The organism is Streptomyces sp. Tu6071 (assembly GCF_000213055.1).
Taxonomy (GTDB): domain Bacteria; phylum Actinomycetota; class Actinomycetes; order Streptomycetales; family Streptomycetaceae; genus Streptomyces; species Streptomyces evansiae.
The window spans coordinates 6,989,896-7,008,412 of record NZ_CM001165.1; the positions used below are offsets into that span (position 1 = coordinate 6,989,896).

General features: G+C 75.0%; 16 protein-coding genes. 7 read left to right on the top strand and 9 right to left on the bottom strand.

Annotated elements, in window-relative coordinates; genetic code table 11:
- Positions 1–10: 10 nt before the first annotated feature.
- Positions 11–217 carry a Sec-independent protein translocase subunit TatA gene (tatA, locus tag STTU_RS29775; protein ID WP_007829848.1) on the bottom strand — a complete coding sequence of 69 codons (207 nt, stop codon included), beginning with the start codon at positions 215–217 and terminating at the stop codon, positions 11–13.
- Between the two features lie 146 nt (positions 218–363).
- Between tatA and STTU_RS29780 the strand changes: the two genes are divergently transcribed.
- Positions 364–1,899, top strand: coding sequence for an LCP family protein (locus STTU_RS29780; protein ID WP_043256723.1), 1,536 nt, complete (start codon positions 364–366; stop codon positions 1,897–1,899).
- Here STTU_RS29780 and STTU_RS29785 read toward each other — a convergent pair.
- The 8 genes from STTU_RS29785 to STTU_RS29820 form a co-directional block, all read right to left on the bottom strand.
- The gene (locus STTU_RS29785) at positions 1,890–4,442 is read right to left on the bottom strand and encodes an HAD-IC family P-type ATPase (protein WP_078519061.1); all 2,553 of its coding nucleotides are present in this window, start codon (positions 4,440–4,442) and stop codon (positions 1,890–1,892) included. The two genes, STTU_RS29780 and STTU_RS29785, sit on opposite strands and share 10 nt — an antisense overlap.
- Positions 4,435–4,782: an ArsR/SmtB family transcription factor gene (locus STTU_RS29790; protein ID WP_007829851.1), complete on the bottom strand. Its 348-nt coding sequence runs from the start codon at positions 4,780–4,782 to the stop codon at positions 4,435–4,437. The genes STTU_RS29785 and STTU_RS29790 overlap by 8 nt, the downstream gene beginning before the upstream one ends.
- A 76-nt stretch (positions 4,783–4,858) precedes the next feature.
- Complete coding sequence (locus tag STTU_RS29795) at positions 4,859–5,083, bottom strand: twin-arginine translocase TatA/TatE family subunit (protein ID WP_043256726.1); 225 nt, start codon at positions 5,081–5,083, stop codon at positions 4,859–4,861.
- A 141-nt stretch (positions 5,084–5,224) separates the two neighbouring features.
- Positions 5,225–6,229, bottom strand: a complete 1,005-nt coding sequence (locus STTU_RS29800) for a sporulation protein (RefSeq protein ID WP_043256728.1) — start codon at positions 6,227–6,229, stop codon at positions 5,225–5,227.
- Between the two features lie 243 nt (positions 6,230–6,472).
- A complete protein-coding gene (locus tag STTU_RS29805) occupies positions 6,473–7,552 on the bottom strand; it encodes a PucR family transcriptional regulator (protein WP_007829854.1) in 1,080 nt (359 codons plus the stop codon).
- 12 nt (positions 7,553–7,564) lie between these two features.
- Positions 7,565–8,806 carry a cation:proton antiporter gene (locus STTU_RS29810; RefSeq protein ID WP_007829855.1) on the bottom strand — a complete coding sequence of 414 codons (1,242 nt, stop codon included), beginning with the start codon at positions 8,804–8,806 and terminating at the stop codon, positions 7,565–7,567.
- A 6-nt stretch (positions 8,807–8,812) separates the two neighbouring features.
- Positions 8,813–9,298, bottom strand: a complete 486-nt coding sequence (locus tag STTU_RS29815; protein WP_007829856.1) for a cation:proton antiporter regulatory subunit — start codon at positions 9,296–9,298, stop codon at positions 8,813–8,815.
- Positions 9,299–10,187: 889 nt separating this feature from the next.
- Positions 10,188–10,508, bottom strand: coding sequence for a DUF3040 domain-containing protein (locus tag STTU_RS29820; protein WP_007829858.1), 321 nt, complete (start codon positions 10,506–10,508; stop codon positions 10,188–10,190).
- A 383-nt stretch (positions 10,509–10,891) separates the two neighbouring features.
- On the opposite strand from STTU_RS29820, the gene STTU_RS29825 reads away from it, so the two are divergent.
- The 6 genes from STTU_RS29825 to STTU_RS29850 all read left to right on the top strand — a co-directional run bounded on the left by STTU_RS29825 (position 10,892) and on the right by STTU_RS29850 (position 18,205).
- Entirely contained in the window at positions 10,892–11,884 is a 993-nt protein-coding gene (locus tag STTU_RS29825; RefSeq protein WP_043256730.1) for a HAMP domain-containing sensor histidine kinase, read from the top strand.
- Positions 11,885–11,965: 81 nt separating this feature from the next.
- Positions 11,966–12,685, top strand: coding sequence for a response regulator (locus tag STTU_RS29830; RefSeq protein ID WP_010271597.1), 720 nt, complete (start codon positions 11,966–11,968; stop codon positions 12,683–12,685).
- Between the two features lie 78 nt (positions 12,686–12,763).
- Entirely contained in the window at positions 12,764–13,747 is a 984-nt protein-coding gene (locus STTU_RS29835; RefSeq protein ID WP_007829864.1) for an MDR family oxidoreductase, read from the top strand.
- Between the two features lie 492 nt (positions 13,748–14,239).
- The gene (locus STTU_RS29840) at positions 14,240–16,144 is read left to right on the top strand and encodes an NAD-binding protein (protein WP_052862438.1); all 1,905 of its coding nucleotides are present in this window, start codon (positions 14,240–14,242) and stop codon (positions 16,142–16,144) included.
- A gap of 99 nt (positions 16,145–16,243) precedes the next feature.
- Positions 16,244–16,744, top strand: a complete 501-nt coding sequence (locus STTU_RS29845; protein ID WP_007829868.1) for a MarR family winged helix-turn-helix transcriptional regulator — start codon at positions 16,244–16,246, stop codon at positions 16,742–16,744.
- 186 nt (positions 16,745–16,930) lie between these two features.
- Entirely contained in the window at positions 16,931–18,205 is a 1,275-nt protein-coding gene (locus tag STTU_RS29850; RefSeq protein WP_007829870.1) for an MFS transporter, read from the top strand.
- Positions 18,206–18,517 lie beyond the last annotated feature (312 nt).

Here is an 18,517-nt window from a genome sequence, read left to right on the forward strand (position 1 = left end):
ACCGGTTCTCTCAGCCGGTCCCGCGCGCGGAGCCCGGGTCCCCTCCCGCCTCGGGGGACTCGTGCTCCGCGCGCAGCGCCCGCGACTCGCTCCGCAGGATGCGCAGCGACTTGCCCAACGCCCGCGCGGTGTCGGGCAGTTTGCGGGAACCGAAGAGGACGAGGACCACGACAAGAAGAATGAGGAGGTGCCAGGGTTCGAGTCCGTTGCGGATCATGATCGCCTCGTTCCGGGTCGGGGAGCCGGGGGCCGGACAGCGCGAGCACCCCGGGAAGCTTGCTACATTGCGCAACTGTACAGCCGTGGGCGGAGTCGGTCAGGGGCCGGCCGACCGTGGGGAACGAGCCACCGAGGGGTACGTGCATGACTCGCAAGGAAGCGACCGCGCAGGGCGGAGCGTCTTCCCGGCCGGGGAGCCGGCGGTCCGGGGCCCGGCGGTCCCGCCGGAGTGGCCGCTCCCGGCTCCTCAGGGGGCTCGGCGTGCTCGCCGCCTTCGCCGTCCTCGCCTGCGGAGGCTTCGGCTGGGTGTGGCTCAAGCTCAGCGGTGACATCGGCACCTTCGACCAGGGCGGCGTCGCGAAGGACCGGCCCGACGACGCCGGGCCGGGCGAGAACATCCTCGTCATCGGCTCGGACACGCGCTCCGGCAAGAACAAGGAACTCGGCGGCGGCGAGGGCGACATCGGCCGCTCCGACACCGCCTTCCTGCTCCACGTCTACGCCGACCACCGGCACGCCGTCGCCGTCTCCGTCCCCCGCGACACGCTCGTCGAGATCCCCCGCTGCCGCCTGCCCGACGGGAGCTGGAGCGAGCCGCAGCCGAACACGATGTTCAACGCGGCGTTCACCGTGGGCCAGACCGAGAAGGGCAACCCGGCCTGCACGCAGAACACCGTCGAGAAGCTCACCGGGCTCCGCGTCGACCACACCGTCGTCGTCGACTTCAACGGCTTCTCGGAGCTGACCTCGGTCGTCGGCGGCGTCCCCGTCTGCCTGCCCCACGACATCTACCAGCGCGACCTGAGCCCGAAGCGGCCCACCCGCGGCGACCTTGTCTTCCACGAGGGGCTCCAGAAGGTCTCCGGCCAGCGCGCGCTCGACTACGTGCGGCTGCGGCACGGCGTCGGCGACGGCTCCGACATCGGCCGCATCAAGCGGCAGCAGGCGTTCGTGTCGGCGCTCCTGAAGAAGGTGAAGGAGAAGGGCCTCACGCCCACCAGGCTCCTGCCGCTGGCCGAGGCCGCGACCGGCTCGATGACCGTCGACCCCGGACTCGGCTCCGCCGACAAGATGCTCTCCTTCGCCCTCTCGCTCAAGAACGTCGACCTGCACAACACGAAGTTCGTCACCATCCCCTGGCGGTACGAGGGCGAGCGCGTCGCGATCGTCCAGCCCGACGCCGACCGGCTCTGGGCCGCGCTCAAGGCGGACAAGCCGCTCGCCGGGGCGGAGAAGGGCCCGTCGAAGTCCGCCGACGCGAAGAACGGCGGCAAGGACGCGGACAAGAGCCCCGAGCCCGTCACGGGCGCCGGGATCACCGTCGCGATCCGCAACGGCACCACCGTGCCGGGTCTCGCCGCGAAGGCCGCGGGCATCCTCGGCACGGGCGGCTTCACGGTCGCCTCGACGGGCAACGCCGCCGACCTCACCGCGGCCACCACGACCATCGCCTACGGCCCGGGTGAGAAGAAGTCCGCCACGACCACGGCCCACTGGTTCCCCGGCGCGAACCTCACCGAGACCGGCACACCCGGCATCACCGTCACCCTCGGGCGCACCTACGCCGACGACCCCGCGGCGGCCCCCGCGACACCCCAGTCCGACACCCCCGCGAAACCGGTCGGCTCCGACGCCCGCTCGGCCGATGAGAACCCCTGCGAGGACCTGTCCTACGGCTGAGCCCGGCCCCGCCCGGCACGGGCCGGTCCGTACGCGGGGGCGGCCGGCTCCCACCCGGGCCGCCCCCGCCCCCGTATCCACCGCAGCGCACCCCCGTACGCGAGCATCAGCAGCGCGAGCGCCGCCCACACGCGCCACGGCAACGCCACCATCCCCAGCGCGGCGCCCACCGGGCTCGGCGGCAGCGCCACGCCCACCGCGACCAGCCCGGCCACCGCCGCCCACAGCACCTTCGGCACCCGGCCCGCCCCCGGCCGCAGCACCACGAGCACGAGCGCCTGCGTGAGCAGGTTCTCGGTGAACCACCCCGCGTGGAAGAGCGCCTGCCACCGCGTCCCCGCCGCACCCCCCGCGCCCCACGCGAGCGCCGCGAAGGTCAGCACGTCGACCCCCGCGTTGAGCGCCCCGTACCCGAGGATCTGCCGCACCAGCGCTCGCGTCCGCAGCGGCACGGGGCGCGCCGAGGGGCGCGCGGCGGCCCCGCGCCGTACGTACGCGGTCTGCGCCAGGTCGAAGCACAGGTTCTGCACCAGCACCTGGGCGGGCAGCATCGGCAGGAACGGCAGCAGCAGCCCCGCGACGAGCATCGCCACGACGTTGCCGAGGTTCGACGAGAGCGCGGCGCGCAGATACGCGAGGACCGTCGCCGTACCGCTCCGCCCGGCCCGTACCGCGTGCGCCGCCGCCCCCAGGTCCTTGCCGCCGAGAACGAGGTCGGCGTGCTCGCGCGCGAGCGCCACCGCCCCCGGCGGGCACAGTCCCACGTCCGCGGCACGCAACGCGGGCACGTCGTTCCAGCCGTCGCCGAGGAAACCCGTGACCCGGCCCGCCGCGCGTGTCCTCGCCACGAGCCACGCCTTGTCCTCCGGCGCGCACCGCGCGAAGACCCGCCCCCGCGCCGCGCGCACCGCCCGCTCGGCCTCCGGGAGCGCCGCGAGCGCGCGCATGTCGACGACCTCGCCCGGATCGAGCCCCAGCTCCCGGCAGGCCCGCGCCGCCGTGCCCGGCTGGTCGCCCGTCAGGACCCGCACCTCGACCCCGAGGCCGGTCAGCTCGCGCAGCGCCCCCGCCACCCCGGCCACCGGCGGGTCCCTGAACGTCACGAAGCCCGCGAGCGCGAGGCCCCGCTCGTCGGCGGGCGTGTACCGCCGGCCGGGCCGCGCGGCCCGCCGCGCCGTCGCCACCGCGAGCACCCGCAGCCCGTCCGCCGCGAGCCTACCGGCGAGCGCTTCGGCGCGCGCCCGCTCCCCGGGCCCGCACCCGCACCGTTCGAGGACGGCGTCCACCGCGCCCTTCACCACGAGCACGTGCGCGCCGGGCACCCCGGACTCGGCGAGGAGCACGCTCGCCCGCCGCCGTTCCGCGTCGAAGGGGAGCGCGGCGATCCCCTCGGACCCGAGCGGATCGATGCCCGCCGCGTCCGCCGCCGCGAGCAGCGCCTCGTCGAGCGGCGCCGGGCGCGGCACCTCGCCCAGCTCCAGCGTCCACGCCGCCGCGACCGCCGCGAGCCGCAAGGGCTCGGGGTCGGGGGCCCCGCGCGCGTCGAGACTCGCGTGCGCGCGCGGCTCGTCCGCCGTCAGCGTCCCCGTCTTGTCGACGCACAGGACCTCCACCGCGCCCAGGTCGTGCAGCGCCGAGGGACGGTTGACGATCACGCCGTGCTCCGCCGCGAGCCGCAGCGCCGCCCGCGCGGGCGCGAGCGTCGCCACCACCGGCAGCATCTCCGGCGTCAGGCCCACGGCGACCGCGACGGCGAACGGCAGTGTCTGCGCCCCTTGCCCCTGCGCCAGCGCGTCCGCGCACAGCACGAGCGGCGGGACGAGGAGCATGAACCGCACGAGCGTCCAGGCGACGCCGCGCACCGAGGCGGCGAACGCGCTCGCGGGGCGCGGCGGCCCGTCCCAGGCACCGAGCAGCCGCGTCCGCGTCCCGGTCGCCGTCACGAGGCCGGTCGCCGTGCCGCTCGCGACCGTCGAGCCCAGCAGCGCCCCGCCGGGGTCCCCGGCCCGCCGCGCGACCGCGTCGGACTCGCCGCTCAGCGCCGCCTGACGCAGCCGCAGCCCCCGCGTCCGCAGCAGCCACAGGTCCGCCGGGACGCGGTCGCCCGGACCGAGCAGCACGACGTCCCCCGGCACCAGCTCCGCCACCGGCACATCCCGCACCCGGGGCTCCGCGTCCGGGCGCGCCCTGCGCCGTACCGCCGCCGTGTCCCCGAGGAGCGCGCCGAGCGCCGCCGAGGCGCGCTCGGCCCTGCGCTGCCCGAGGGCGCGCAGGAGGAGGCTGAGACCGACGAGCAGCGCGGTGACGGCGGCCGTGCCCCACGCGCCGACGAGCGCCGAGACGGGGGAGAGCGCGAGGAGCACGGCCGTGAACGGGTCGGCGAGACCCCGCCGCGCGAGCCGCCACCACGGTGTGAGCACGGGCGCGGGCGGCAGGTTCGGCCCGTACCGCGCCGCGCGCAGCGCCGCCTGCTCCTCCGTGAGCCCGCGCGGCGAGGACTCCAGGCGGCGCAGGACGTGCAGGGGCGCCGCTGTCTCAGGCACCGAGGGACCGCTCGGGTGCGGCGGGGGCCTCGCTCCCCGGGGCGAGCAGCGCGCCGACCAGCTCGACGATCCGGGGATCGCGCAGGTAGTAGACCTGGCGGCGGCCCTCGCGGCGGGAGCCGACGAGACCGCCGAGCTTGAGCTTCGTCAGGTGCTGGCTGATGGCGGGGAGGGCGCCGCCGAGCCGCTGCGCGAGCCGCGTCACGTCGCTCTCGCCGCCCGCCAGGGCCCAGACGAGGTGCAGCCGGGCCGGGGAGGCGAGCAGTCCGAAGACCGTCGCCGCCGCGTCGAGCGCCTCCGGCGGCGGGTCGCCCGCGAAGCCGCTGCCGTCCCCGCTCACACCGCTCTCCGTTCCGCCGGTCCCGCGCCGGGGTCCCGCCCGGCCGCACAAGTGTAGGCAGCGCCGGGGGGTTCTCTCAGGCGGCGGGCTCGTCCCGCTCACGGGTCCAGTCCCCGGGCCGGGCCCGGATGAGCTTGGGGTCGGCCGGGTCCGTGAGCGGCGCGTCCCCGGTCGCGCGCGCCTCGCTCCTGAGCACGCGGCTCGCCCGGCCCGCCGAGCGCACGAGTCCCGGGAGCCGCTTCACACCGAGTACCACGATCACGACGAGGAGCAGGATCGCCAGCTCACTGAGTCCGAACACCGGGTGCGCTCCTGGGAGAAGGGGGCTTCGGGCGGTACGCCGGACCGGGGCGGAGCGGCGCACCGGCCAGAATCTACAGCAGTGTGGAACCGGGGGGAGAGGGCCGTGCGCCCCCTTCCGGTCCGCGCCGCCGGGGCGCGCTCACTCCTCGCCGCCTTCGCCGTCCTCGCTCCCGCCCTCGTCGTCCCCCTCGAACCAGTCGCCCACCTCGTCGATCACCTCGGCCGCGACGAGACCGCCCGCCGCGCCCACCGCGAGTCCGGCGGCCCCCGCGAGCACCGCGCCCCCGGCCCCGTGCCCCTCGTGGTGGCCCCCGTGGCCGCCGCCGTGCGGGTCCGCGTGGTTGTAGTACGAGCCGTGATCGCCGTACGCCGAGCTGTGCTCCAGGAGGTGGGTGACCCAGCCGTCGACCTCGCTCGTCCAGTCCAGGCCCGGGACGTCCGCGTGCGCGACGCTGAACCGGGTCAGTGCGTCGTGGCCCCCGCCGAGCAGGCCGCCCCGCTTGTCCGCCTCCAGGACCACCTCGGCGCCCGCGGCCGAGGCGAGGAAGGTGACCTCGACCTCGTTGACGGCGTGCGCGAGCGCGGGCGGCGGCGTCAGCTCGATCTCCTGGTAGAAGGGCAGCCGCTGCCCCGTACCGCCGATCCTGCCCAGCTCCAGGTCCGCCGAGCGGAAGCCCCAGCCGAGCCGCCCGAAGGCGTCGAGCACCGCCTCCTGCACGGGGAGCGCGGTCACCACGAGGGGATCGAGGTCCCCCTTGTCGCGCGCCCCGCCGAGCGCGACGTCGGTGCGCACCCCGAGGACGATGCCGAGCGGCTGCCCGTACAGCTCCGTCGTCGGCGTCTCCCACGGCACCGCGAGCGCGAAGGGCAGGACCCGCTCCTCGCCCGCTTCGAGCGTGAAGTCCCCGCCGACGTGGTGCCGCCCGAAGACGATCCCGCCCTCGTGCTCGCCGTCCTCGGTCTCCGCCTCGACGCGGGCGAGGAGTTCCAGGGTGATGTCCTCGACCCGTGCCCGCGTCTCGCCGCCGCCGAGCCGGACCTCTCCCGTGAGCGTGCCGCCCGGCAGCACGGGCCCGTCGGCGAGCACCGTGTCGACCGAGGGCCCGCCCGCGCCGAGCGCACCGAGCAGCCGCTTGAACACCATCGCGCACATCCTCCTGGGACTTCCGGGGCGCGGCGCGCACTCCCGAGTGGCGCCGCTGCGGTCCCGTAGAGCATAAAGGCGCAGGCAGACCCCCTTCGACCGCCAAGAGGGCGGTGATTGAGGGGCCGTCAGGGCGCGGCTGTGCACCGGCCCGGCGGCGCGGGGGCGCGGCGGGGCGGTGGCCCGGCGGCACGGGAACGCGGCGCCCCGGCCCGTACCATCACGCCGGGCCGCTTCGCCCCCTCAGCCTGCCTGCTGCTCCGTCCGCACGCCGCGCGGCCAGCCGAAGAGCCGCGCGCCGATGACCGCCGTGTGCAGCGAGTAGCGGTCGAGGGAGTCGGCGAGGTCGAGCCCGGTGAGGGTCCGGATGCGCTCCAGGCGGTACGTGAGGGCCCGGACGCTCAGGTTGAGGCGCCGCGCCGCCTCGGCCGAGACGCACCCCGCCTCGAAGTACTCGCGCAGCGTCGCGAGGAGCGGCCCCGCACCGCCGCGCGCCTCCTCCAGCGGCCCGAGCACGGTGTCCATGAGGTCGTACATCGCCTGCCGGTCGCGCGTGAGCACGGGGAAGACGAGCAGGTCCTCGGCGTGCAGCACCGGCTCGGCCAGCTCCATCCGCTCGCCGACCCGCAGGACTTCGAGCGCCTCCTCGTAACTGCGCACGACCCCGCCGGGCCCGGTGTGCGGGCGGCCGACCGCCGCGCGGCACTCCTTGCCCCGCACGTACGCCTGCTTCGCGAAGAACCGCGCGATCTCCTCCTGCCCGCTCGGCGCGACGCAGATCAGCACCTCGTCCTTCGTGGTGAGGAGCGTCCTGCGGTCCCCGAAGCGGGCGAAGACGGCGTCCTGCACGCCGCGCGTGACGGGGTGGCCGTCGTCGTACGCCTCCGCGCCGCGCGCCACGGCGACGACGTGCGCGTGCGCGAGCCGCAGCCCGAAGCGCTCGGCACGCTCGGCCATGCGGCCCTGGTTGCCGCGCCCGTGCAGCAGGTCGTCGATGAACTCCCGGCGCGCGGCCTCCTCGTGGCGCACCGCGAGTCGCTGGGCCCGCTCGTAGCCCTCGGCGCTCGCGTCCACCGCCTGCTCCACGGCGGCGAGCACCTCGGGCGCCGAGGCGCCGGGCGGGGCCGGCCAGTTGCTGCGCGCGGCGGCGAGGAGCCCGTTGACGAGCGAACGCAGCCCGTACCCGGCCTCCGCCGCCTGTTCGCCGAGCCTGCGCCGCGCCTCGATCTCCTCGCGCTGCAGCCGCCGCCCGCTCTTCGCGACCTCGGTGAGGGTCTCGCGGAAGCCCTCCGTGTACAGCTCCGGGATCTCTCTGGGCTGCATGTGCTCGCCCCCTCAGTTCGCGGGCGCGGTACTGCCCGGGTTGTCGACGGCCCGCGCCCCCGGGGGCTCGGCGGGTACGGGGCGGTCCTTGACGGCGTCCTCGCGGTACAGGAAGCGCCGCGCGAGGGGTTCGGTCCAGCGGGCGGTGAGCGGCCCGAGGATGACGAGGATCAGGACGTACGCGGTCGCCAGCGGCCCGATCTCGGGCGCCGTGCCGACCGCGAGGCCCGCGATGACGATGGAGAACTCGCCGCGCGCCACGAGCGTGCCGCCCGCCCGCCAGCGCCCGGCCCGCTGGACCCCGGCCCGCCGGGCCGCGTACCAGCCGGTGGCGATCTTGGTGAGCACGGTGACGACGGCGAGGAGCAGCGCGGTGAGGAAGACCGGCGGGATGTCCGCCGGGTTGGTGGAGAGGCCGAAGAAGACGAAGAAGACGGCGGCGAACAGGTCGCGCAGCGGCGCGAGCAGGTTGTGCGCGCCCTCGGCGACCTCGCCCGAGAGCGCGATGCCGACGAGGAAGGCGCCGACTGCGGCGGAGACCTGGAGTTCGGCGGCGACGCCCGCGACGAGGACGGTCAGGCCGAGCACGACGAGGAGCAGCATCTCGGGGTTGTCCGAGGAGACGGCCCGGCTGATGAGGCGGCCGTGGCGCAGCGCGAGGTAGAGCACGAGGCCCACGGTGCCCAGCGAGATGACGAGCGTCAGGCTCGCGCCGCCGAGGCTGAGCCCGGCGAGCAGCGCGGTGAGGATCGGCAGGTAGATCGCCATCGCGAGGTCCTCGATGACGAGCACCCCGAGGATCACGGGCGTCTCGCGGTTGCCGAGCCGTCCCAGGTCGCCGAGGACCTTCGCGATGACCCCCGAGGAGGAGATCCAGGTGACCCCGGCCAGGGCCACGGCGGCCACGAGGCCCCAGCCGAGGATCAGCGCGCACACGAACCCCGGCAGGGCGTTCAGGACGAAGTCCACGATGCCCGAGGGGTACTGCTTCTTGAGGTTGGTGACGAGTTCGGAGGCGCTGTACTCCAGGCCGAGCAGGAGGAGCAGCAGGATCACCCCGATCTCGGCACCGGTGGCGACGAACTCCTCACTGGCGTTGAGCGGCAGGAAACCGCCCTTGCCGAAGGCCAGGCCCGCCAGGAGATAGAGGGGGATGGGGGAGAAGCCGATCCGCCCGGCCAGGCGGCCGAGTATGCCGAGGCCGAGAATGATCGCGCCCAGCTCTATCAGCAGTTCAGTCGTCGTGTCGTGCACGAGGGGTCATCCTCCAGCGATCAGTTCGGCCACGGCGTCCACTCCCTCACGGGTCCCGACGACGACCAGTACGTCGCCGATCGCGAAGCGGAAATCCGGGGTCGGGGAAGGAACCGCGTCGGTGCGCCGCAGGACGGCGACGATCGAGGCCCCGGTCTTCGTACGTGCCTGCGTGGCGCCGAGCATCCGGCCCGCGAAGGGGGAGCGCTTCGTCACCGGGATGTGCTCGGTGACGAGGTCGATCTCCACGTGCTGGCGCAGGTAGCGCACCGGGTCGGGCTTGAGCAGTCCGGCGAGCGCGAGCGACTCGCCGGGGTCGAGCTGGGCGGCGTCGCGGCAGCTGTCCTCGTCCTCCGGGTCGTGGAGGCCGAGGACACGGCGGCCGTCCTGGTGCACGACGACCGACAGGTGGCGGCCGGACTGCGTGTCCAGGTCGTAGCGCGCCCCGATCCCGGGGAGAGCGGTCTTGGTGAAGTGAGCGGTGGGCTCCATCGAGAACTCCGTACGGTGTGTCGCTCGCGCGCGGCTGCGTGCAGGGTGTGCGGGGACGGGTGCCACGGGGGGACCGTGACAGCCCATACCGTGTCATCCCTGCTGCGCGCACAGAACACCCGTGCGTGGGTAGGGGACGGAACCGGGCCCCGCCGGGTGTGCGGAGGTGCGCCGGAGCGACCGGCCGCGCGGGAGGGGAGCCCGGAAAGGACGGTGGGGATACGGGGGAGTGGTCTCCCCCGGTCGGTTGCGGGACGTGCGAGGGGAAGGCCCAGCGGTACGGGGCTCCGGGGGCGGACCGGACGGCGGTCCGTCCGGGGCTTCGCGGGGCTGGACGGGGACTCGCGGTGGTGCGTCTCGTGGTGCGGGATACCGGTGCGGGATACCGGTGCGGGATCGCGCGCCGGTGGGTCTCGCGGTGCCGCGCGGGGCGGCGGTACGGGGCGCGGTGGCGTGCGGGCCGGGGCCCGCACGGGGAGTGCCGGGTCAGGCGCTATGCGGAACGGCTTCGCGGGGGCGTACTCCGACGGCCCTGCCGCGAGAGGGAGGGCGGAGCGCCGCGCCGGGGCCGGGTTGAAGCGGCAGTGCGCGAGGGCGGGTGTGCCGGTCGTGCTCCACGGGACCACCCCCTCCCAGACCTGCGAAGGCGGCCCCGGGAACGGGCCGCTCGACGCGCCGGGACGCCCATGAGAGCGTGACCGGCTTGCTTATTTGACCAGTACTTTAACGTACGGCAAAGAGGATGAAGGGGTGGATTCCGGTATGAAGTGCGCGTATCAACTGGTGGGAATTTTCGCGCTCGTGGGGGACTCGCGCGAGGCGGGGGCCGGATTTCCGCAGGCCGGGTGCGGAGGGCGCGCGCAGGGTGGCGGGTACCGGGAGCCCGCGCTCAGTGCCGGGAGTGGGGGCCGCGGCCCGGGGTGAGCCGGGGGCGGGTGAAGGCACCGCCGGTCCGGCGGCCACGGGCGCGCGGGTGCGGGTCGAGCAGGTGCGCGGCGACGCCCGCCGCGACGAGTCCCGAGGCGAGCACCACGCCGTGCCCGGCGACCAGGCCCCCGCACAGCGTCCCGAGGGCGAGGACGAGCAGCAGTACCACCCAGGGGTGCGAGGCCCGGGGCAGCCGTCCGGTGCGCAGAGCCCGCTCCAGGCGCGGGTCCTCCGCGCGCAGCCGGCGCTCCAGCGTCCGCAGTGTCTCGTCCTGACGATCCATCGCCCGTCTCTCCCTCCGTGCAGCCCCGGGTCCCCGCTTCGGCGGGCCCTGCGGCCCGCGCCCCTCGGCGGCACGTACCAAGGGGATTCCGCCCTCCGGCCCCGCCCACACCTGAGGCCGGGGTTCCGCCGCGGCCGTCCGCCGGGTCCTTCCCCGCAAGCCTGTCCCGCCGCCGGGGCCCGGCGCCATCCGGAATCACCCCCACCCGCCCCTGGGGGAGAACCCTGAGGAACGGGGAGCCGACCCTTAGGGGGCCGGGGCGACACGCCGGGGCGGAAATGGGGGTTGTCACGGATGGACCGGGCCGGGGGCGATCGGGGAGGGTGGGGGTGGACCCGTCGTACGGCATGGCGGGACATGTCCGACCACCGGGAGGGGACGAGGTGTCGTTGTTCCAGCGGATCTTCCTGCTCAACGCCGCCGTGCTCCTCGCGGCGACGGGGCTGCTGCTGCTCGGTCCGGTCACCGTCTCGGCCCCCGTCGTGCTCACCGAGGTACTGATCCTCTCGGCGGGCCTCGTCGCGATGCTCACCGCCAACGCGGCGCTCCTCCGGATCGGCCTCGCCCCGCTCCAGCGGCTGCACCGGGCGATGAGCACGACCGACCTGCTCCGCCCGGGGCGCCGCCCCGACGTCTCGGGGCACGGCGAGATCGCCGGGCTCATCACCGCGTTCAACACGATGCTCGACCGGCTGGAGGCCGAACGGGCCACGAGCACCGCACGCGCGCTCTCCGCGCAGGAGGCCGAGCGCCGCAGGATCGCGCAGGAACTGCACGACGAGGTCGGCCAGACCCTCACCGCCGTGCTCCTCGAACTCAAGAGCGCCGCCAAGGACGCGCCCCCGGCGCTCGCCGAGCGGCTCCACCAGGTGCAGGAGACGACGCGCGGCGGCCTCGACGAGATCCGCAGGATCGCCCGCAGGCTGCGCCCCGGCGTCCTCGACGAACTCGGGCTCCGCGCGGCGCTCGCCTCCCTCGTCACCGAGCTGCCGGCGGACAGCGGGCTGCGGGTGCGGCGCGCGGGCGACCGCGAACTGCCCGAGCTGGACAAGGAGGTGGAGCTGGTCCTCTACCGGGTCGCCCAGGAGGCGCTGACCAACGTCGTCCGGCACGCGCGGGCCCGCGACGTACGGCTCACGCTGCGGGCGCTGCCGCGCGGGATCGAGCTGACCGTGGCGGACGACGGTCGCGGCCCGGGCGACGCCGCCGAGGGCGCGGGCCTGCGCGGGATGCGCGAACGCGCCCTCCTGATCGGCGCCCACCTCTCCATCGGCCCCGGCCCCGCGGGCGGTACGGAGATCCGCCTGACGGTTCCGCTCCGGACCCGCCCGTCCCCACTTCCACCGGGCCCTCGCGAGGAGGCGAGCGTCACGTGAGGGCGCGGTGTGCACCCCCGCCCGCCGACCCCGCCGCCCGCCCCGGTTCCCGCCGCACCGCCCCTCCCCACGGAGTCACCCGTGTCCACCGCCACACCCGCCCCGCCCGTCCCCGCTTCCGCCCCTGACGCCTCTCCCCGGGACGCCGCCGCCCCCATCCGGGTGCTCCTCGCCGACGACCACGCCCTCGTGCGGCGGGGGCTGCGGCTCATCCTCGACGCCGAGCCGGATCTGACCGTCGTGGCGGAGGCCGGGGACGGGGCCGAGGCGGTGGAGCAGGCACGCCTGCACCGGCCCGACCTCGCCGTGCTCGACATCGCCATGCCCCGCATGACCGGGCTCCAAGCGGCGCGGGAGCTGTCCCGCGCTCTGCCGGGACTGCGCATGATCGTGCTCACGATGTACGACAACGAGCAGTTCTTCTTCGAGGCGCTCAAGGCGGGCGCCGGAGGATACGTGCTCAAGTCCCTCGCCGACCGCGACCTCATCGAGGCATGCCGGGCCGCGATGCGCGACGAGCCCTTCCTCTACCCGGGCGCGACCGGGGCGCTCATCCGCAACTACCTCGACCAGGCGCGGAGGGGGGAGGAGCCCGCCGGGGGCAGCACGCTCACCCCGCGCGAGGAGGAGATCCTCAAGCTCGTCGCCGAGGGGCACTCCTCGAAGGACATCGCGGCGCTCCTCGTCATCAGCGTCAAGACCGTCGAGCGCCACCGCGCCAACACGCTCCACAAGCTCGGCCTCAAGGACCGGCTCGAACTGACGCGGTACGCGATCCGGGCGGGACTCGTCGAGCCCTGAGGCGAGCCGTGCGGCGCGGGGGAGCAGACTGGCCCGTACAGGCATCATCCGTACCGCGACCAGCAGGGAGCAGCGCACATGTCGTTCCGCGCCATCCGTGTCACCGAGGACGAGCAGGGCCGCCACGCCGCCGTGGAGACCCTGGAGGACGAGCGGTTGCCACCGGGCGAGGTGACCGTCGACGTCGCGTACTCGACGGTCAACTACAAGGACGGTCTCGCGCTCGCGGGGAAGGGCATCGTGCGCACGTTCCCGCTCACGCCCGGCATCGACCTCGCGGGTACGGTCGCGGACTCCGCCGACCCGCGCTTCGCGCCCGGCGACCGGGTCGTCCTCAACGGCTTCGGCCGCGGCGAGAGCAAGGACGGCGGCTTCGCCGAGCGGGCCCGCGTGGGCGCCGACGAGCTGGTGCCCCTGCCGGACGCGCTGAGCACGCGGCAGGCCGCCGCGATCGGCACGGCCGGGTACACCGCGATGCTCAGCGTCCTCGCGCTGGAGGACGCGGGGGTCGCGCCCGGTGACGGCGACGTGCTCGTCACGGGCGCGGCGGGCGGCGTCGGCTCCGTCGCGATCAGTCTCCTCGCCGCGCGCGGCTACCGCGTCATCGCCTCGACGGGCCGCCCCGAGCACGGCGACTACCTGCGTGCGCTCGGCGCCGCCGACCTCGTCGACCGCGCCACGCTCTCCGCCCCGGGCAAGCCGCTCGCCTCCGAGCGCTGGGCCGCCGCCGTCGACAGCGTCGGCAGCCACACCCTCGCCAACGTGCTCGCCGCGACCCGCTACGGCGGCACCGTCACCGCCTGCGGCCTCGCCCAGGGCCTCGAGCTGCCCGGCTCGGTGGCCCCCTTCATCCTGCGCGGCGTCCGCCTCCAGGGCATCGACTCGGTGTACGCCCCGATGGAGTCCCGCCGTCGCGCCTGGACGGCGCTGGCCGCCGAACTCGACCCGGCCCACCTCGACACCATCACCGAGACGGTCGCGCTCGCCGACGTCATCCCCCTCGCCCCCCGCATCCTCGCGGGCCGGGTCAGGGGACGCACGCTGGTGGACGTCAGGGCCTGAGCCGGGCCCGGGGAACCCGTCGCGAGGGGCCGCGCGGCGAGCGTCGGGCCCCTCGTAGGCGGGACGGGCCCGGTGCGCGAGCGGGCGGACATGGGGCCCTGCGTCGGACCCCTCGCGGGCGCGGGGGGTCCCCGGGCGATGATCCCCTGGCGCGGGCCCGCCCGTACCCCCAGCGCCACCACTCACCGCTCCGGACGGCCAACTACTGTTCCGCACAAGGCCCTTCGCGCCCGCACCGACACGGTGGTGTGCGCGTCGGGGCAAGGACCCCTCGGGCCCCCACAGCGCCGCCCCGTCGCGTGGTCCGTCACCCCGACTCCACCGCTCCGGCCACCCCGGTCCCGCGGCACCACGACCTGTATCGCCCTCCCACCAGGGCCCCCTGACCACCCCTCACCTCTTGGGCCGCCCGTCCGCATACGGCAGGCTGTCCCCGTGCCCGCTCTCACCTTCCCCTCCCAGTCCTCCTCCGCGTCCCCGCCCGAGCCCGGCATGGTGGTGGCGGGGGACGACGCGCTCGCGCCCCGGATCGCCGCCGAACTCGCCGAGGTGTACCAGGAGCGGGTCACGCTCATCGAGCCGCCCGCGCCCGAGGGCCTCGCGACGGGGGCGGCGTTCTCGGGGCGGGCGCTGGGGCGCGCCTCCGCGTTCTTCGACCGCTTCGGCTTCGTACGGGGACGCGCCGCCGACACCGCGCAGGAGCCCGCGCCCCCGCGCGGCGGGGGAGTGGAGGTCGTCGAGGCGGCGCGGCTCGACGACGCGGCGCTCACGGCCGCGGGGATCGCGAGCGCGACGGCGCTCGCGCTCGTCCACGAGGAGGACGAGGTCAACATCCACGCCGCGCTGCGCGCCCGGCGGCTCAACCCGCGGCTGCGCCTCGTCATCCGCCTCTACAACCGGCGCCTGGGACAGCAGTTGGAGCATCTGCTCGACCAGGCGGCCGTCCTCGCCGGGCTCGACGAGGGTGTCGCGAGCGTCACCGTGCTGTCCGACGCGGCGACTGCGGCGCCCGCGCTCGCCGCCTCCGCCGTGGCGGGGACGAGCAAGGTCATCGAGGCGGACGGCATCCTGCTGCGCGCGGTCGAACGCCGCCCGCCCGGCCGGGGCGAGGTCGCGGCGCCGGGCCTCGCCACCCTCGCGCTGCTCTCCGCGACGGTCGGCGACCCGGGCGGCGCCGAGGGCTCGGACAGCAGCGCCGACGCACCACGGCTGCTCCCCGACGACCGCGAGGTGGCCGCCGCCGCCGGACGCGAGACGGTCGTCCTGGAGCAGATCGGCCGCCCCGGCTCCACCGCGGCGGGGGGCCGCTTCACCGGCTGGCGGGTACCGCTCGGCTCGCTGTTCTCGGCGCGGCTGCGCTGGTCGCTCGCGGGACTCGGACTCGCCGTGCTCGTCCTGACCGGCGCCTCGATGGTGGTCGCGGGCGAACACCCCCTGCACGCCGCGTACGTCACGCTCCTCGACCTCTTCGCGATCAACGACCCGATCGACCAGGGCAAGGCCCGCCAGATCCTGCAACTCCTCAACGGGCTCATCGGCCTGCTCATCCTGCCCGTGCTCGTCGCGGCGACCCTCGAAGCCTTCGGCACCTTCCGCTCCGCCTCCACGCTGCGCCGCCCGCCGCGCGGTCTCGCCGGACACGTCGTGCTCCTCGGGCTCGGCAAGATCGGCACCCGGGTGCTCGCGAGGCTCCACGAGATGAACGTGCCCGTCGTGTGCGTCGAGGAGGACCCCGAGGCGCGCGGTATCGCGCTCGCGCGCAGGCTCAGGGTGCCGTGCGTCATCGGCGACGTCACCGACGAGGGCGTGCTGGAAGCCGCGAAGATCGGCCGCGCCTCGGCACTGCTCGCCGTCACGAGCGTGGACGCGACGAACCTGGAGGCGGCGCTGTACGCCCGCTCCCTCCACCCGCTCCTGCGCGTCTCGCTGCGGCTCTTCGACGACGACTTCGCGACCGCCGTGTACCGCACCCTGCGCGCCGCGCATCCCGGTGCCCTCACCCGCAGCCGCAGCGTCTCCTCGCTCGCCGCGCCCGCCTTCGCCGGGGCGATGATGGGCCGCCAGGTGCTCGGCGCCATCCCCGTCGAGCGCCGGGTCCTGCTCTTCGCCGCGCTCGACGTGGCGGGGCGGGCCGAACTGGAGGGCCGCACGGTCGCCGAGGCGTTCCACCCGGGCTCCTGGCGCGTCATCGCGCTCGACACGAGCGGCCCCGCCGAGCGCGCCCCCGACCCTGCCTCGCCCGGCGGGCAGGGCGGGGGCGGCCTCGTCTGGGACCTGCACCCCGGCTACGTCCTGCGCCCCGAGGACCGCGTCGTCCTCGCCGCCACCCGCCACGGCCTCGGCTCCCTCCTCGGCCGCAGACGCCGCGAGGACGGCAGCCGCACGAGCGGGACGTAGCGCCCGCATTCCCTGTCCCCGTGTGAAGTGGATCACTCTTTCTCTGGTAGTTGCATAATCCATGGACCCCCTATATAGGTGCGTGATACATATGGCTCCGTGGATGAGATCCCCCTCGGTCAGGACGATGTCACCGCCCTCCTGGAAGGGCTCACGGCGCTGTCCGTACGGCACCTGACGGTGCACGACATCAGCTTCACCGCCGCCATGACACTGGGCCGGCTCTCCCGTACGGGACCGACGCGGCTCACCGTGCTCGCGAGCGACGGCGGCGTCTCCCAGCCCTCCATGACCCAGCTCGTCCAGCGCCTGGAGAAACAGGGGCTCGTACGCCGCGTGCGCTGCCCCGACGACGGCCGCGCCGTCCTCGTCTCCGTCACCGACGCGGGCCGCGACGTCGTCCGGGAACGGCGCGAGGCTCGCGCCGAACGCCTCCACCAGCTCCTCGACACCCTCTCGGCCGAGGAACGCCTGACGCTCCTGCGCGCCGCGCGGGACGCCAGGCCCGCCCTGGAGACGCTGCTCGACACCGCCGTCCGCACCCAGTGGCCCACCCCGCCCGGACGCGGCGGGGCGCGCCCTGCCCCCCGTACCGACTGACCCGCGTCCACCCCGACTTCCGCCCGGCCGCCGTGCCGCGCGGTCGCACCACCGCCCGGCTCCCCAGGCCGGCGCGGTCGCACCACCGCACGGCCACGCCCTGCCCGTGGCCGTGCGCTCCGCCCCGCCGCCCCGCCGGGACCCGCCCGCGCCGGAGCGGCCGAACGTCCCTACCTGGAGCACACCTTGTCCGCATCAGGACCGAAGCCGGCAAGCCCCTTCAGGCAACCGAAGGCCGTCTGGGCCGTCGCGTTCGCCTGCGTCATCTCCTTCATGGGCATCGGCCTCGTCGACCCGATCCTCCCCGCCCTCTCCACGAGCCTCAAGGCGACGCCGAGCCAGGTCTCGCTGCTCTTCACGAGCTACCTCGTCGTGACGGCCGTCGCGATGCTCTTCTCCGGTTTCGTCTCCAGCCGGATCGGGGCCAAGCGCACCCTCGTCGCCGGGCTCGTGATCATCGTCGTCTTCAGCGCCCTCGCCGGCGCGAGCGGCGGCATCAACGGCATCGTCGGCTTCCGGGCCGGCTGGGGCCTCGGCAACGCGCTCTTCATCGCGACCTCGCTCGCCGTCATCGTCGGCTCCGCGAGCGGCGGCTTCGCCGGCGCGATCATCCTCTACGAGACCGCCCTCGGCATCGGTATCGCGATAGGCCCCCTCCTCGGCGGCGAACTCGGCGCGATCAGCTGGCGGGGCCCGTTCTTCGGCGTCGCCGTCCTCATGGCCATCGCGCTCGTCGCGACGATCGTCCTCGTCCAGCCGACACCCAAGCCCGCCCGCAAGGCGTCCGTCCTCGACCCGCTGAAGGCCCTGCGCCACCGCGGCCTGCTCACGATGGGCCTCATGGCGCTCTGCTACAACTGGGGCTTCTTCACCGTCCTCGGTTACGCGCCCTACCCCATGGAGCTGGACACCCACCAGCTCGGGTACGTCTTCACCGGCTGGGGCCTGCTCGTCGCCTTCTTCTCCGTCTTCGGCGCGCCCTGGCTCCAGGCGAAACTCGGCGTCGCGAAGGCGCTCTACCTCAACCTGACGCTCTTCGCCGCCGACGTCCTCGTCATCGGCCTCAACACCGAGCACCGCACGACCCTCATCGTGGCCGTCATCGTCACCGGCTGCTTCATCGGCATCAACAACACCGTCACGACCCAGGCCGTCATGACCGTCTCGCCGGTCGACCGGCCCACGGCCTCCGCCGCGTACGGTTTCGTCCGTTTCATCGGCGGCGGTCTCGCCCCGTACTTCGCGGGCAAGCTCGCCGACCACTGGAACCTGCACGTCCCCTTCTACGTCGGCGCCGGGGTCGTCGTCCTCGGCATCGTGATCCTCTCCACCGGCCACCGCCTCCTCGCGGAGGCCGAGCGCGCCCAGGCCGCCGACGCCGCGCATCACAGCGCGAGCGCGAACAAGGAGGACGCACTCGTCCGCCAGGCCGAGGCCGAGGATCTCGGTTCGGCCACCTGAGCCGAGCGGCCCGAGCCACCGGAAACCCGGACACCTGGACCCGGAAAGCCGGAAACCGGACCGCGAAGGCCGGACGTCCGGACCCGGACACCGCGCGCCACCCGCGCCCGGTGTCCGAATATTTCCGCTCTTACGGGGGCATTTCGGGCGATCCGTGTGGGGTCTTCCCGCGTGCCGGGCGGCCGGAAAGGACCCCCGGCTGTACGCGGCCCGGTGCGGACGGGTAGACAGGAGTCGTGAACACCGGAGCCGAGGCCCCGTGAGCGGGGCGGCGGAAGCCGCCGAAAAAAATTACGCGAACGGCTGAGTATG